The sequence below is a fragment of the Chryseobacterium salviniae genome (assembly GCF_035819015.1).
In the GTDB taxonomy this organism is placed as follows: Bacteria; Bacteroidota; Bacteroidia; order Flavobacteriales; family Weeksellaceae; genus Chryseobacterium; species Chryseobacterium salviniae.
In genome coordinates this window covers 1-13,237 of record NZ_JAYLAA010000001.1, presented here as the reverse complement: position 1 = coordinate 13,237, position 13,237 = coordinate 1, and the positions used below count along the sequence as shown (strand labels likewise).

Here is a 13,237-nt window from a genome sequence, read left to right as displayed (position 1 = left end):
AATAAATTAAACTTTAAAACAATAATATTAACTTTAAAAAAAATTGAAAAATGAAAAAATATCTTTTAACCTTCGCTTTAAGTATGATGAGCTTCACGGCTTTTGCTCAGACAGATTATGAAAAAGTAATGTCTGATAAAATCGCAAAGATTGAAACAACCATGTCAGTCGAGCAGTTTCAGGCTTTGGCCAATGATTTTGATAGGATTGCAAAAAAGGAAACCAAACAATGGCTGCCTTCTTATTACGCAGCATTAGCTTATCTGCAGAAAGGAAGAATGCTGATGCAGTCCGGGAAAATGTCTGAACTATCTGTAAATGCCAACGCTGCCGACAAATATCTTGACCAGGCAGAAGCCATTGCCGGAAAAGACAATTCTGAAATTCATCTCCTGAGAAAAATGGCCTATTCCCTGAGAATGATGGAAAATCCCGCAGAACGATACATGACAGACGGGATGAAAGCCATGGAAGAATTGAAAAAAGCAGAAACCCTTGATCCTAATAACCCGAGAGTGGCGCTTATCAAGGCGGAAGACACCTATTTTACCCCGGAACAATACGGCGGAAGCAAAGAGAAAGGACTTCAGCAATTTAAAGCAGCGCTGGAAAAATTCAATGCCTTTAAACCGAAAACCGCTTTAGACCCGAACTGGGGGAAAGCCGAAGCAGAATATTTTCTAAGCGGAGCTGCAAAATAATTTCCATAACCCTTCTCTTTGGAGAAGGTTTTTAATTGCTGTTCAGTACCAAAAAATGACCGCTCGGCAAAAAATAATTTTTTAATACATTTAGGATAGCCTAATTTTGAGGCAGGAAAATTGATCATGAAACGCAGGAACTTTATCACTTTATGCTGGATATCACTGGCAACATCCATGTTTTTCTTTTTTGTTTTTACAGATGAGAAAACCCTGGACAATTTTATGCTTACCATTGCCATATCTTCCATGTACTCTTTTGTTTTGGGAGCAGGAAATGGCCTGATTAATGATTTTCTCAACAAGAAATTTCCATGGTCGGAAGCCACTACCAAAAGAGCCTTCATAAGCATTGTTTCCATCTTATTGGCCAATATTATCCTGGTGTATTTCTGCAATTACATGAATTTTGTCGTCTTGCAGAAAAGCGCTACTACAGAAGAATATTTTACCGGTAAATACAACTATATCAACTGGTTTACCATTAATATTGCTTTGCTGATCTCAGCATTTCTCCACGCCAAAGGCTTTATGGAAGAACTGAAAAAAACTTCTAAAAAAGAGGTGGTAGAGCAGAAACTTATCGCAAAATCTGCCAACGCTCAGTTTGAAAGCCTGAAAAACCAGCTCGATCCGCATTTTTTATTTAATTCGTTGAATGTTTTAAGTTCGTTGATTGACGAAAATCCCAGACAGGCGCAGAAGTTTACGGCTTCAATGTCAAAGATTTACAGGTATGTATTGGAACAGAAAGATAAAGAATTGGTAACCGTGGAAGAGGAGCTGGAATTTGCAAAAACTTATAGCGAATTGCTAAAAACAAGATTTGAAGACAGCGTAGATTTCGTTTTTGATATTAAAAAAGAAGATTATAAAAGATTTGTTGTCCCCTTGTCGCTTCAGCTGCTGCTGGAAAACTGTATCAAGCACAATTTTGCAACATCATCAAAACCACTTATCATTAAAATTTACTCTGAGAACGATACGCTTTGTATTGAAAACAACCTTCAGGTAAGAGAACAGATCAAGGAGAGCTCCGGAATCGGATTAGCGAATATCGTACAAAGGTATTCTCTTCTCACCAAAAGAAATGTCTTTATCGAAAAATCTGAAGATTATTTTAAAGTAAAGCTTCCGGTGTTGTCTGCAAAAACAAACATTGTCAGCGATACAATGAATGATGAAGACAAATCGTACGAAAGGGCCCATAAAAGAGTGAAAGAGCTTAAAAGTTTCTACGGAAATCTGATTTCCTACTGCATTATCATACCTTTTTTAATCATTCTCAACCTGATTACTTCACCACGTAATCTTTGGTTTTACTGGCCGATGCTGGGTTGGGGGATAGGCCTGTTGGCTCACGGAGCAGGTGTTTTCGCAATCGGGAAAGGCTGGGAAGAAAGGAAGATCCGGGAAATTTTAGAAAAACAAAATAATCGTAAATAGCAAATAGCATGAATCCTATCAGCAAAGATGATATCAGATATAAAGAAGCAGAAAAGCGAGTTAAGAAAATAAAAAACTTTTACGTTTTTGTGTTTGTTTACTTCGCCGTAAATATATTTATCCTGATCATGAATTACCGGCAATTAAAACCGGGAGGAACCATCTGGCATCTGAAATATTTTTCTCTTCCTTTATTCTGGGGAATCGGGCTTATCGGCTATGCCATTAATGTTTTTGTACCAGGTGCGATTCTGGGAAGAAACTGGGAGGAAAAGAAAATAAAAAAACTGATGGAGGAAGAAAAAGCAGCTCATAACAAATAACAAATGTTACAATGGAAACACTACAGATTTTGTTTGCCGCTTCCATGGGAGCGTGGTTTTTAAGTGAAATTCTCTACAAGAATATTCTGAAATCCGGGGACAACGACAAAAAAGGGAAAGACCAGTCAACCCTGAACATTTTATGGCTGGCTATTCCGTTATCCATTGCATCGTCTGTTGGCGTTTCATACCTCACAAAACTTCCGATTTCTGGCGAAATCTGGATCTATTATGCCGGAGTTGTTCTTGTCTGGACAGGAATTATTTTGAGGTTTATCATCATCAGATCATTAGGAAAATATTTTACCGTTGATGTAACGATACGGGAAGATCATAAAATTAAAAAAGAAGGCTTCTACAAATATGTAAGGCATCCTTCTTACGCTTTTTCGCTGCTGACATCGCTTGGTCTCGGATTGTATCTTAACAACTGGTTTTCACTGATTTTAGCATTTGCTATTCCGTTTATTGCTTTCAGTTACAGAATAACCGTTGAAGAGAGAACTTTAATCGAGCAGTTTGGGGAGGAATATCTGGAATACCGGAGAAAAACAAAAAAACTGATTCCGTTTATTTATTAATCTCACATCGGATTAAGATCAGGGTCATCTGCAAAATCCGCGATAGAAAGAACAATCAAGAAAAACAAAATCCCGATTCTCCATTGAGTCGGGATTTTTACAATTCAGGATACCTATTCTACGGTTCGGTTATATAAAATTGATTTGTGGCTTGTTTCCGTCCTACATTTGTCTCAACAAAAACAAACAATTAATCTTAAAATAAAAATTATGGAAACTTTCACCAACAAAGAAGACCTTGCGTACCAAAAAGCAACAAGAAGAGTAAAAGAATTAAAAGGATTTTACGGAAACCTTACTTCCTATTGCCTGGTTATTTCATTTTTAGCAGTATTAAACCTTATCACATCTCCTCATTATTTATGGTTTTTATGGCCGATGTTAGGCTGGGGAATCGGAATTCTGGCGCATGCAGCCAATACCTTCGGAATAAGCAAAGACTGGGAAGAAAAAAAGATCAGAAAACTGATGGAAGAAGAAAGAAGAAATACAAAAACACTTTAAATTTTATTATTATTAAAACTTCACTGAAATTAAAACAGTAGCTTAAAATACTTAATTAAAATCAATTTATTGATTCTCAACTAAATTAATTTAATTAGCTGAATTTCTTAATGTTAAATTTATTCAAACAAACTTTAAAAATTAATACAATGAACTACAATCAGGCACAACAGAGAGTACACGATTTAAAAAAATTCTACAAAAGCCTTTTATGGTTTGGAATCGTAGCTGTATTCATTTTCGCGGACGATATTCTGGAAAAAGGAATTTTCAACCTTTCGCTTTGGGACGGATCCGTAATTCTGGCAATATGGGGAATAATTTTAACTGTGAAAGCCGTAAAGCTTTTCATTTTCGATTCGGAATGGGAAAGAGGCATCATCGAAAAAGAAATGAAAAAGACAAAAGAACCGATTCAGTTTTAGCAACTGGTAACTTTTGATTATTTTTAGCTTGTAAAACGAAATTTGGAACTCAACAATGATAAGAACAGTCATTATCGAAGACGAAAAACCCGCTTCAAGGAAACTGGAAAGAATGCTTAGCGAATTCACAGAAATTGAGCTGCTTGCCAAAATAGAATCTGTTGAAGAAGGCATTTCCTGGTTTGCGGAAAATGAACATCCGCAGCTTATTTTTTCGGATATTGTTCTGGGAGACGGCCTGTCATTTGATATTTTTGAAAAAGTTCCGACAAAAGCCTTTATCATTTATACTACGGCATTCGATCAGTACACTCTGAAAGCATTTAAGCTCAACAGCATTGATTATCTTTTAAAACCTATTTTGGAAGAAGACCTCGGAGCGGCCATTGAAAAATTCAAATCGTTTATTCCTTCGGATAATTCGGATAATTCACAGGAAATAAAGCAGTTAATTAAGAAAGATAAAACCACGCTTTCCAGAATTTTAGTCAAAATAGGGTATAATCTTAAAATTGTACAGACCCACGAAGTAAGCTGTTTTTACAGTGAAAATAAAATCGTTTACCTGCAGACTCAGGAGCGGGCTTTTCCTTCGGATTTTACACTGGATGAGCTGGAAGATATTCTGGATGACAAGAAATTTTTCAGGGTAAACCGGCAGTTTATCATCAATTCAGATTATATTAAAAATATCCACACATCACCCAACTATAAAGTGGAGCTTGATTTTCAGCCTAAAGAAGAAATCACTGTAAGCCGTGACCGGGTGAAGGATTTTAAAGACTGGCTGGTATGTTGATTTGAGAAGAAATATAATAGATAAAAGATAAAAGACTTTTCCATTCCTTAAATTCAAAACCCAAAACCACCAACTACTTGTAATCAATCCGGTTAGCTTCCGTATCTTCAAGTTGTTTTACAATAGATGGCGGGATTTCTTCACTGTCGATGGGAAAGCTGATGGAATCTGTGATGAATGTTTTCCGGTCCGCTTTCTGAAAAATTTCAAAAAGAGCGATCGGCTCCTGGTTAAAACTGATGCACGTACTTATAAAATGCAATTCATGGAGCTTGTATTCTGGATTTTTAAGCTTTTCCTTGACATCTTTTATCCTTGAGATAAAATGACGCTGGCGAATAAACGTATTGCTGTTCATGATGATAAAAACATAATCAGAATACGCAGTTACCTTTCCGAAATATTTATGGCGGTCGCCGCCGCTTCTTTCGATGAAATATTCTCCCGATGTTTCAGATTTATAAATCTCTGTTGCAGATCTCCAGATTCGGTTTTCTTTGGCCAAAAGAGGGCTTTCATGAAGATTCCTGTTGTAAGAATACCAGCAGCCGACCAATTTATCAAGCAGTTCTGTGTTCTGCTTCACATTATTCATATCAATCCGCAAATCATTAAAGTTGAATGATTCTGTATTAGAATTAATAAAATCAATATAATTAGAATAACCTAAAACTCTGACGATCTGACTTAATTTCGCAAGGTTAGGCTTGCTGATAATGGCATTTTTATCCTGATAATATTTTTTTAATTTGTTGATGATCACATGTTCATACAGATAATTAGAACCCAGGATAGCCGGTTCTTTCTTGATTCCTTTTCCCTGATTTTCATTGCTGATGAGGTCATTCAGTTCAGCAACTATATAAGACCATTCTGTTTTGGAAACATCTTCCCAATGATTTTTTTTCAGGAAATGCATTGCTAAGAAATTCATCAGCTTTTCTAAATGTAATAGATCTTCTTTTTTCATTCGGTTAAATTATAAGACTAATATAAGATTATTTTAAAACTTAAAAAGATTTTCCTGAGACTTTTATATTTATTCTTTGAACGATATTTGAGTAGAAAATAAATAACAAAACAATGGAAACAAAACTCATCTTACAAAATGACCCGCTTTGGAAAAGACTTCAAAACTTTTCTTTAGATCATCCGAATGCTGCTTTTCCCTTTTCTAAAAAATTGGCGAAAGAAGAAAACTGGACAGAGCGCTTTACGGCAAAAGCCATTGAAGAATACAAAAAATTTGTCTATCTCTGCTGTACACTGCCCAATGGAGCTTCACCCAGCGAAATTGTAGATAAAGTGTGGCATATGCATTTAATCTATACCCGGAATTATTGGGAAAAGTTCTGTCCGGAAATTTTACAGCGTACTTTACATCATCATCCGTCAAATGGCGGGCAAAAGGAAAATGAAAAACACAAAACATGGTTTAATGAAACCTTAAAAAGCTACCGCGAAATCTTTCAGCAGGAACCACCACAAGAGATCTGGAAACCGGATTTAAAGCCGTCTAACAGGAAAAATAAATCATATTTCGGTAAAATTGTTCTTCTGGTTCTTTGCGCTTTCTTCATTTATTCCTGTTCTGAAAATAACAACAGCGGATTAGGAATATTTTTTACGGTGATTTTCTCCTTCGTAATTTTGGTTTTGCTTATAAAAGTATTCAGTAATAATAAAGGATCAGATAAAAACAATACAGACTCCGGAGGTGACGGAACATTTTTCTATACCTGCGGAAGCGACGGTTCTAGCGGAGACGGAGGAAGTTCATCATGCAGCAGCAGTTGTGGAGGAGGATGCGGAGGATGTGGCGGCGGAGATTGATATAAAATTCAAGGCAATGAAAAGAATATTTTTTTACATTATTCCGTTTGCAATCAGTTTTTTATGGCTGTTTATCATGAACCATACTTCAAATCCATTTTCTTTGAAAGGTCCGGATTTTCTAAAGTTTTATCTGATTCTTACCTTTATATTTTACAGTTTGATATTAACTTTAAAATATTTCAAATATAAAATTTCCGAAACAGAGCTTTATGTTTTAGTCTCAATTATTTTAGTAGGAATTATTAAGCTTTTTATTGGAATTTATTTGGTGAAACCTGTAGGACTTTTAATAATAATTCTACTATTTGAATTATATTTCTGACTATTAAAAGATTTTATTTCAAGTGTAAATTAAAGTAAGCATTATCTTTTTATCTAAAAATAAACCCAAAACAAAAATGCTCGGGTTTTATGAATATTAAAATTACTTTTTTTCTTATGAAATTACGCCGCTTCCCAACAATTCCTCTCCTTTGTACCACGCTGCAAACTGTCCTTCCGCAATGGCAGACTGCAGTTCTTCAAATTCAATATAAAAAGCATCATCAAACTGATACAGCATTGCTTTCTGCAAAGGCTGCCTGTAACGGAATCGGGCCATTACTTCCATCGATTCTCCGCTTTTCAGCTGCAAATCTTTACGCACCCAGTGCAACTCAGAATTATCAATTTTCAAAGCCTTTTTAAGCAATCCCGGAAACTGATGTCCTTCTCCCACAAAAAGAATATTGTTTTCCATATCTCTGGAGATGATAAAACAGCTTTCCTTATGTCCGCCGATTCCCAGGCCTTTACTCTGTCCGATGGTGAAAAACTGGGCACCCTGATGCTTTCCGATTACCTTTCCGTCAGCTTTTTTATAATTGATTTTCCGGCTTAAAAATTCAAGTTCTTCCTGTTTGGAAGAAAATTTCGGCGTTTCTTGGGTAAAAAGAGGTGAATCTTTGAAAATTTCCACAATTTCTCCCTCTTTCGGAACCAATTGCTGTTGAAGGAACTGAGGAAGACTTACTTTTCCGATAAAACATAAGCCCTGAGAATCTTTTTTATCAGCCGTTACCAGTCCGATTTCTTTCGCAATTTCTCTTACCTGAGGTTTTGTAAGTTCTCCGATCGGGAATAAAGCTTTAGATAATTGATCCTGACTTAATTGGCATAAAAAGTATGATTGGTCTTTATTGTTGTCTTTTCCGGCTAAAAGATGGAAAATTTCTTTTCCGTTTTCGTCGAAGGTAGAATCTACTCGGGCGTAATGTCCGGTTGCTACCTTATCTGCGCCCAGTGATAGTGCCGTTTTCAGGAACACATCGAATTTTACCTCCCGGTTACACAGTACATCAGGATTTGGGGTTCTTCCTTTCTGATATTCATCGAACATATAATCAACAATTCTTTCCTTGTACAGTTCGCTCATATCAATTACCTGGAAAGGAATTCCCAGTTTTTGGGCAACCATCAGCGCATCATTACTGTCTTCAATCCACGGACATTCGTCTTCCAGGGTTACGGAAGCATCGTTCCAGTTTCTCATAAATAAAGCTACGACTTCGTGCCCTTGCTGTTGCAGCAGATATGCCGCTACACTTGAATCTACACCTCCTGATAGGCCTACTACTATTTTCATTTTTTCAATTTTACGAAACTCTTAACGGGAGCTCTTAGTTTGACGGTGCAAAAATACAATTAAAAAGATTCGCAAAAAAGTGATAATTTTAAGCATTGACAAAAACAATATTACATGAAAAAGTTTATTATTCCTTTATTTTTGCTTGTTTCAGGATCTCTATTCTCACAGATAGCTGTAGGGACGTCGCCGGAAAATAATAACCGATGGACTTTCGGAGGCGGAATCGGGTTGGGCTTCGGAAGCAACAATTACTTTAACCTTTCAGCTGCTCCGAGAGTAGGATACAGGCTTACTGATGATCTGGAAGGCGGTGTTTTAGGAAGCATATCATGGCAGAAATCCAATGCGTACAGTTCAACCATGTTCGGAGTTGGCCCTTTCCTGAATTATTACATTGGAAGAACTTTTTTTATCAGTGCTAATTATCAGCATTATTTCATTAATTATAAAGATAAATTCTACGATTTTAAAACCAATGAAAATGAAGATGCTTTGTATCTTGGCGGTGGCTATATGCAGCAAATCGGTAATAATTCTTTTTTGCAGCTAGGCTTGATGTATAATGTGCTATGGAAAGAAAATTCAAGTATTTTCTCCAGTGGGCTGGTTCCGAATATCGGATTTGTAGTGGGGCTTTAATCTGTATTCTGAAAAGTGCTGTTTAAGATCATTGCATTCAGATCAGCGGCATCTGCTAAATCTGCGTGAGAAAATATTTGTTCTCCCGCGGATAGCACAGATTCCGCAGATTTTTTTTAAGAATTAATTAAATTTTGTGAAATCTGTGCTATTAGTGGGAGTTTATGGCTTATAAAAAAATAAAAAAAGCATCAGAAAAAAATTTCCGATGCTTTCATTATAATTAAATTATTTATTTAAGATTGAGAAGACTTTTCTGCCGATTTTTTGGGTTTTGAAGCTTTGCCGTCTAAGCCATCTTTTGCTTCATTGACGTCAAGCACTACAGTTTCTCCTTCGTTCAATTGCTTATTTACCAGCATTTCAGCTAATAAATCTTCAATATACTTCTGGATCGCGCGTTTCAATGGTCTTGCCCCAAAATCTTTATCCCATCCTTTTTCGGAAATAAAATCTTTAGCCTCTTCTGTTAATTCTACTTTATAGCCTAATTTTTCAAGACGGCTGTATAATTTACCAAGCTCAAGATCAATGATCTTCTTGATATCGGTCTGTTCAAGAGAGTTGAAGATAATAATGTCATCAATTCTGTTGAGGAATTCAGGAGCAAATGCTTTTTTAAGTGCATTTTCGATCGTGCTTCTTGCTCTTGTATCGGAGCTTGATTTTTTAGCAGAAGTACCGAAACCTACCCCATCTCCGAAATCTTTAAGATCTCTTGTACCAATATTGGAAGTCAGGATAATGATTGTATTTCTAAAGTCAATTTTTCTTCCTAAACTGTCTGTAACGTGGCCTTCATCTAAAATCTGCAGCAAGATATTGAATACATCCGGATGTGCTTTTTCAATCTCATCCAGAAGCACCACAGCATAAGGTTTTCTTCTAACAGCTTCCGTTAATTGTCCGCCTTCCTCGTATCCAACGTATCCCGGAGGCGCACCCACTAATCTTGAAACGGCGAATTTTTCCATATATTCACTCATATCAATTCTGATTAATGCTTCATCGGAATCGAAGAGTTCTCTTGCCATTACTTTAGCCAGCTCAGTTTTACCAACACCTGTTGTTCCTAAGAAAATAAACGTACCGATCGGTCGGTTCGGATCTTTAAGTCCGGCTCTGTTTCTTTGAATAGCTTTAACAACTTTCTTAACAGCGTCTTCCTGGCCGATTACTTTTCCGTTCAGGTTTCCATCCATTCCGGCAAGCTTGTCAAGTTCATTTTTACCAACTTTTGTTACGGGAACGCCACTCATCATAGAAACCACTTCTGCTACATTTTCTTCTGTTACGGTTTCTTTTTTCTCTTTTACATCTTTGTCCCACTTGTCCTGAGCGGCATTAAGCTCCATCTGAAGTCTTTCCTCTTCATCTTTCAGCTTTCTTGCTTCCAAGTAGTCCTGGGCTTTTACTGCTTTCTGCTTCATTTCCTTGATTTCTTCGATTTTCTTTTCAAAATCAATGATTTCTGTAGGAACTTTCATATTTTTAATATAAACACGAGAGCCGGCTTCATCCATCGCATCAATTGCTTTATCCGGTAAGAAACGGTCTGTAATATATCTTGAGGTAAGATTAACACATGCCGCAATGGCTTCAGGAGTATAGACTACATTATGATGCTCTTCGTATTTATCTTTAATCTGATTAAGGATCTGAATGGTTTCATCAATAGAAGTTGGTTCTACCATTACTTTTTGGAACCTTCTTTCCAAAGCTCCGTCTTTCTCAATATACTGGCGGTATTCATCCAGCGTTGTAGCCCCTATGCATTGAATCTCGCCTCTTGCCAATGCCGGTTTAAACATATTCGATGCATCTAAACTTCCTGTTGAACTTCCTGCACCTACAATGGTGTGAAGCTCATCAATGAATAAGATGACATCTCTGTTCTTTTCCAGCTCGGTCATAATCGCCTTCATTCTTTCTTCGAACTGACCACGGTATTTTGTTCCTGCAACTAAACTTGCAAGATCAAGGGTAATCACACGTTTTCCGTAAAGAACTCTGGAAACTTTTTTCTGTTGAATTCTTAAAGCCAGACCTTCCGCAATGGCAGATTTACCAACACCCGGCTCCCCGATAAGAAGCGGGTTGTTTTTCTTTCTTCTTGATAAAATCTGGGAAACCCTTTCGATCTCTTTTTCACGGCCAATAACAGGATCGAGCTTCCCGTCTCTTGCGAGAGAAGTAAGGTCTCTTCCGAAATTGTCCAGAGTTGGCGTTTTGCTTTTTGCCGAGCCTAAATTTCCTGTAGGCTTTCTCATCTGTTCAAATTCCTCGCGATCATCATCATCATCATATGCGCTCATTTGCGGTGACTGCCCGGAATTCTTCAACATAGTCTGGTATTCCTTTGAAACTCCTTCATAATCAATGTCATAAGCTCCTAAAATAGTTGAAGTAGGATCCTCATATTTGTAAAGAATGCCCAAAAGCAAATGAACGGTATTAATTTCATTGCTTTTATATTGCCTGCATTCCAGTTCTGCACGTTTAACGGCATGATCTGCCATTTTAGTGAAAGAAATATTGGTAACTTCCTCAGATATAGGATTAAGACTTGCTGTATTTAAAGTTTCAATTTTTCTTCTGATTTGTGTTAAATCCGCATTAAGGTTTTGAAGGATTTCTTTTGCAGAGTTTTCCGTTTTTATAATACCTAAAAGTAGATGTTCTGTATTAAGAAATTCACTTTTCAGCCTTTTCGCTTCGCTTTTGCTTTGTTTGAACACCTGGCTCAAACCTTGTGAAAACTTATAATCCATAATATATCTCATTAGAATAAAAGCAGCATTGCCATTTATTCAATATCTAAATTACAAATATTTTACCAAAAACCAATAAATGACTTTATGGCAGAAAAAATTTTATTATCTTCCTGAAAATGATTAAGTTTGTGCCCTTCTAAAATTCTTTCATGAACCCTGAAATTGCGGCCTATATCGGCTATTCTGCATCTTTGTTTATTGTACTGAGCTTCATCCTGAAAGATGTAAGAAAAATCAGGATTGTCAATATGATAGGATGTATCTGTTTTGTGGTGTATGGTATTTTCAATGGGATGCTCTGGCCGGTAATTATTCCTAACGGGATAATTTGTTTTATACAGATTTATTATCTTTTGTTCGATAAAAACAAAAAATGAGCAGGAAAAAAATCATAGTTTCAGCTTTTAGCAATCTGTATACGGACCAACGCATTGAAAAGGTTTGCAGAACTCTTCATGAAAACGGCTATTCGATTGAACTCATTGGCAATACGTGGGGTGGAAATGAAAAGTTGTCACGGCCTTATCCGGTTTCGAAAATACAATTGATTTCAAAGAGTTTAAAGACCGCTTATTTTGAATTCAACTGGAAATTATACCGGGAGCTAAAGAAAAAAGCGGATAAGGAAACTATTTTTTATGCCAATGATCTGGATGCCCTGCTTCCGAATTATTTAATTGCTAAAAAAATGCAGATTCCGCTGATTTTTGACAGTCATGAAATTTTTTCCGAAATGCCGGCAATTCGGGGCAAAATGTCACAAAAACTGTGGCGCTATCTGGAGAAAAAAGTGCTTCCGGATCTTGAATTGATGATTACGGCAAGTTCAGGTTATGCAGATTGGTTTAAAAAACGATACGGAATTCAGGCGGCTGTTGTACAGAATGCACCTCGAAAATTTGATTTTGATTATGAAATTCCGGACAATAATCCTAACATTATTTTATATCAGGGTGTAATTAATCCATTCCGGGGAATTGATAAAGCCATTTTGGCAATGCATTATCTTGAAAATGTAATTTTTAAGATTGCAGGTGATGGTCCAAGGAAGAAAGAATATGAACAATTGGTTATAAAGGAAAATCTTCAGGATAAGGTTGTGTTCCTGGGAAAACTTTTACCGGAAGATCTTCGGAAAGTTACCCTCACTGCAGATTGCGGAATGAGCATTGAAGAAAATGGCGGCGAAAGCTATTATTATTCGCTTCCAAACAAGGTTTTGGATTGTATGCAGGCGAGGGTTCCTTTGATATTATCGGATCTTCCTGAAATGCAGAAGATAAAGGATCAATATGATATTGGTGAAATTATAAAGGATCACAACCCTGAAAATATTGCTCGCACAATTCAGATTGTATTAAATAAAGGAAGGAGAAATTATTTACCGGAGCTTGAAAAAGCTTCCGCTATTCTGTGCTGGGAAAATGAAGAGATAAGATTGCTGGAGGTTATGAAAAGGGCATCTTTATAATTTTCTTTTGCTATTTACAAGAATAATGTATGCCACCCTAGCCACGATTGCCGCGACATCCTTTTTGGATCCGGSTCGGCGGCGAAGCCGCCSAGCCGGAGGCAAAAAGAT

The 13,237-nt window shown here is 36.7% G+C and carries 14 protein-coding genes; 11 read left to right on the top strand and 3 right to left on the bottom strand.

The window, feature by feature from the left end; genetic code table 11:
- The first annotated feature begins 50 nt into the window (after nt 1-50).
- The 7 genes from SOP96_RS00070 to SOP96_RS00040 all read left to right on the top strand — a co-directional run bounded on the left by SOP96_RS00070 (nt 51) and on the right by SOP96_RS00040 (nt 4,779).
- Entirely contained in the window at nt 51-701 is a 651-nt protein-coding gene (locus tag SOP96_RS00070) for a hypothetical protein (RefSeq protein ID WP_326319206.1), read from the top strand.
- Nucleotides 702-827: 126 nt separating this feature from the next.
- Nucleotides 828-2,147 (top strand): 2TM domain-containing protein, encoded by a 1,320-nt coding sequence (locus SOP96_RS00065; protein WP_326319205.1) that lies wholly within the window; start codon nt 828-830, stop codon nt 2,145-2,147.
- Nucleotides 2,148-2,155: 8 nt separating this feature from the next.
- The gene (locus tag SOP96_RS00060) at nt 2,156-2,470 is read left to right on the top strand and encodes a 2TM domain-containing protein (protein ID WP_326319204.1); all 315 of its coding nucleotides are present in this window, start codon (nt 2,156-2,158) and stop codon (nt 2,468-2,470) included.
- Between the two features lie 11 nt (nt 2,471-2,481).
- Nucleotides 2,482-3,051, top strand: coding sequence for a methyltransferase family protein (locus tag SOP96_RS00055; protein WP_326319203.1), 570 nt, complete (start codon nt 2,482-2,484; stop codon nt 3,049-3,051).
- 210 nt (nt 3,052-3,261) lie between these two features.
- The gene (locus tag SOP96_RS00050; RefSeq protein ID WP_326319202.1) at nt 3,262-3,555 is read left to right on the top strand and encodes a 2TM domain-containing protein; all 294 of its coding nucleotides are present in this window, start codon (nt 3,262-3,264) and stop codon (nt 3,553-3,555) included.
- Nucleotides 3,556-3,704: 149 nt separating this feature from the next.
- Nucleotides 3,705-3,980 carry a 2TM domain-containing protein gene (locus tag SOP96_RS00045; RefSeq protein ID WP_326319201.1) on the top strand — a complete coding sequence of 92 codons (276 nt, stop codon included), beginning with the start codon at nt 3,705-3,707 and terminating at the stop codon, nt 3,978-3,980.
- A gap of 55 nt (nt 3,981-4,035) precedes the next feature.
- Nucleotides 4,036-4,779 carry a LytR/AlgR family response regulator transcription factor gene (locus tag SOP96_RS00040; protein WP_326319200.1) on the top strand — a complete coding sequence of 248 codons (744 nt, stop codon included), beginning with the start codon at nt 4,036-4,038 and terminating at the stop codon, nt 4,777-4,779.
- 73 nt (nt 4,780-4,852) lie between these two features.
- Here the strand turns inward: SOP96_RS00040 and SOP96_RS00035 are convergent, their stop codons facing one another.
- On the bottom strand, nt 4,853-5,749 hold the full coding sequence (locus SOP96_RS00035) for a hypothetical protein (RefSeq protein ID WP_326319199.1): 897 nt from the start codon (nt 5,747-5,749) through the stop codon (nt 4,853-4,855).
- A 113-nt stretch (nt 5,750-5,862) separates the two neighbouring features.
- Here SOP96_RS00035 and SOP96_RS00030 point away from each other — a divergent pair, with 113 nt between their 5' ends.
- Nucleotides 5,863-6,612 carry a glycine-rich domain-containing protein gene (locus SOP96_RS00030; protein ID WP_326319198.1) on the top strand — a complete coding sequence of 250 codons (750 nt, stop codon included), beginning with the start codon at nt 5,863-5,865 and terminating at the stop codon, nt 6,610-6,612.
- Between the two features lie 439 nt (nt 6,613-7,051).
- Here the strand turns inward: SOP96_RS00030 and mnmA are convergent, their stop codons facing one another.
- Nucleotides 7,052-8,239, bottom strand: a complete 1,188-nt coding sequence (mnmA, locus tag SOP96_RS00025; RefSeq protein ID WP_326319197.1) for a tRNA 2-thiouridine(34) synthase MnmA — start codon at nt 8,237-8,239, stop codon at nt 7,052-7,054.
- A gap of 114 nt (nt 8,240-8,353) precedes the next feature.
- Here mnmA and SOP96_RS00020 point away from each other — a divergent pair, with 114 nt between their 5' ends.
- Nucleotides 8,354-8,881: a hypothetical protein gene (locus SOP96_RS00020; RefSeq protein WP_326319196.1), complete on the top strand. Its 528-nt coding sequence runs from the start codon at nt 8,354-8,356 to the stop codon at nt 8,879-8,881.
- Nucleotides 8,882-9,117: 236 nt separating this feature from the next.
- Here the strand turns inward: SOP96_RS00020 and SOP96_RS00015 are convergent, their stop codons facing one another.
- Entirely contained in the window at nt 9,118-11,652 is a 2,535-nt protein-coding gene (locus SOP96_RS00015) for an ATP-dependent Clp protease ATP-binding subunit (RefSeq protein ID WP_326319195.1), read from the bottom strand.
- A 152-nt stretch (nt 11,653-11,804) separates the two neighbouring features.
- Between SOP96_RS00015 and SOP96_RS00010 the strand changes: the two genes are divergently transcribed.
- On the top strand, nt 11,805-12,032 hold the full coding sequence (locus tag SOP96_RS00010; protein ID WP_326319194.1) for a uroporphyrinogen decarboxylase: 228 nt from the start codon (nt 11,805-11,807) through the stop codon (nt 12,030-12,032).
- Nucleotides 12,029-13,126, top strand: coding sequence for a glycosyltransferase family 4 protein (locus SOP96_RS00005; protein ID WP_326319193.1), 1,098 nt, complete (start codon nt 12,029-12,031; stop codon nt 13,124-13,126). Before SOP96_RS00010 ends, SOP96_RS00005 begins: the two co-directional genes overlap by 4 nt.
- Nucleotides 13,127-13,237 lie beyond the last annotated feature (111 nt).

Excerpts from the sequence above, each read along its gene's own strand:
- SOP96_RS00070 (WP_326319206.1), top strand. The coding sequence starts at position 51 with ATGAAAAAATATCTTTTAACCTTCGCTTTAAGTATGATGAGCTTCACG.
- SOP96_RS00065 (WP_326319205.1), top strand. The coding sequence starts at position 828 with ATGAAACGCAGGAACTTTATCACTTTATGCTGGATATCACTGGCAACA.
- SOP96_RS00060 (WP_326319204.1), top strand. The coding sequence starts at position 2,156 with ATGAATCCTATCAGCAAAGATGATATCAGATATAAAGAAGCAGAAAAG.
- SOP96_RS00055 (WP_326319203.1), top strand. The coding sequence starts at position 2,482 with ATGGAAACACTACAGATTTTGTTTGCCGCTTCCATGGGAGCGTGGTTT.
- SOP96_RS00050 (WP_326319202.1), top strand. The coding sequence starts at position 3,262 with ATGGAAACTTTCACCAACAAAGAAGACCTTGCGTACCAAAAAGCAACA.
- SOP96_RS00045 (WP_326319201.1), top strand. The coding sequence starts at position 3,705 with ATGAACTACAATCAGGCACAACAGAGAGTACACGATTTAAAAAAATTC.
- SOP96_RS00040 (WP_326319200.1), top strand. The coding sequence starts at position 4,036 with ATGATAAGAACAGTCATTATCGAAGACGAAAAACCCGCTTCAAGGAAA.
- SOP96_RS00035 (WP_326319199.1), bottom strand. The coding sequence starts at position 5,749 with ATGAAAAAAGAAGATCTATTACATTTAGAAAAGCTGATGAATTTCTTA.
- SOP96_RS00030 (WP_326319198.1), top strand. The coding sequence starts at position 5,863 with ATGGAAACAAAACTCATCTTACAAAATGACCCGCTTTGGAAAAGACTT.
- mnmA (WP_326319197.1), bottom strand. The coding sequence starts at position 8,239 with ATGAAAATAGTAGTAGGCCTATCAGGAGGTGTAGATTCAAGTGTAGCG.
- SOP96_RS00020 (WP_326319196.1), top strand. The coding sequence starts at position 8,354 with ATGAAAAAGTTTATTATTCCTTTATTTTTGCTTGTTTCAGGATCTCTA.
- SOP96_RS00015 (WP_326319195.1), bottom strand. The coding sequence starts at position 11,652 with ATGGATTATAAGTTTTCACAAGGTTTGAGCCAGGTGTTCAAACAAAGC.
- SOP96_RS00010 (WP_326319194.1), top strand. The coding sequence starts at position 11,805 with ATGAACCCTGAAATTGCGGCCTATATCGGCTATTCTGCATCTTTGTTT.
- SOP96_RS00005 (WP_326319193.1), top strand. The coding sequence starts at position 12,029 with ATGAGCAGGAAAAAAATCATAGTTTCAGCTTTTAGCAATCTGTATACG.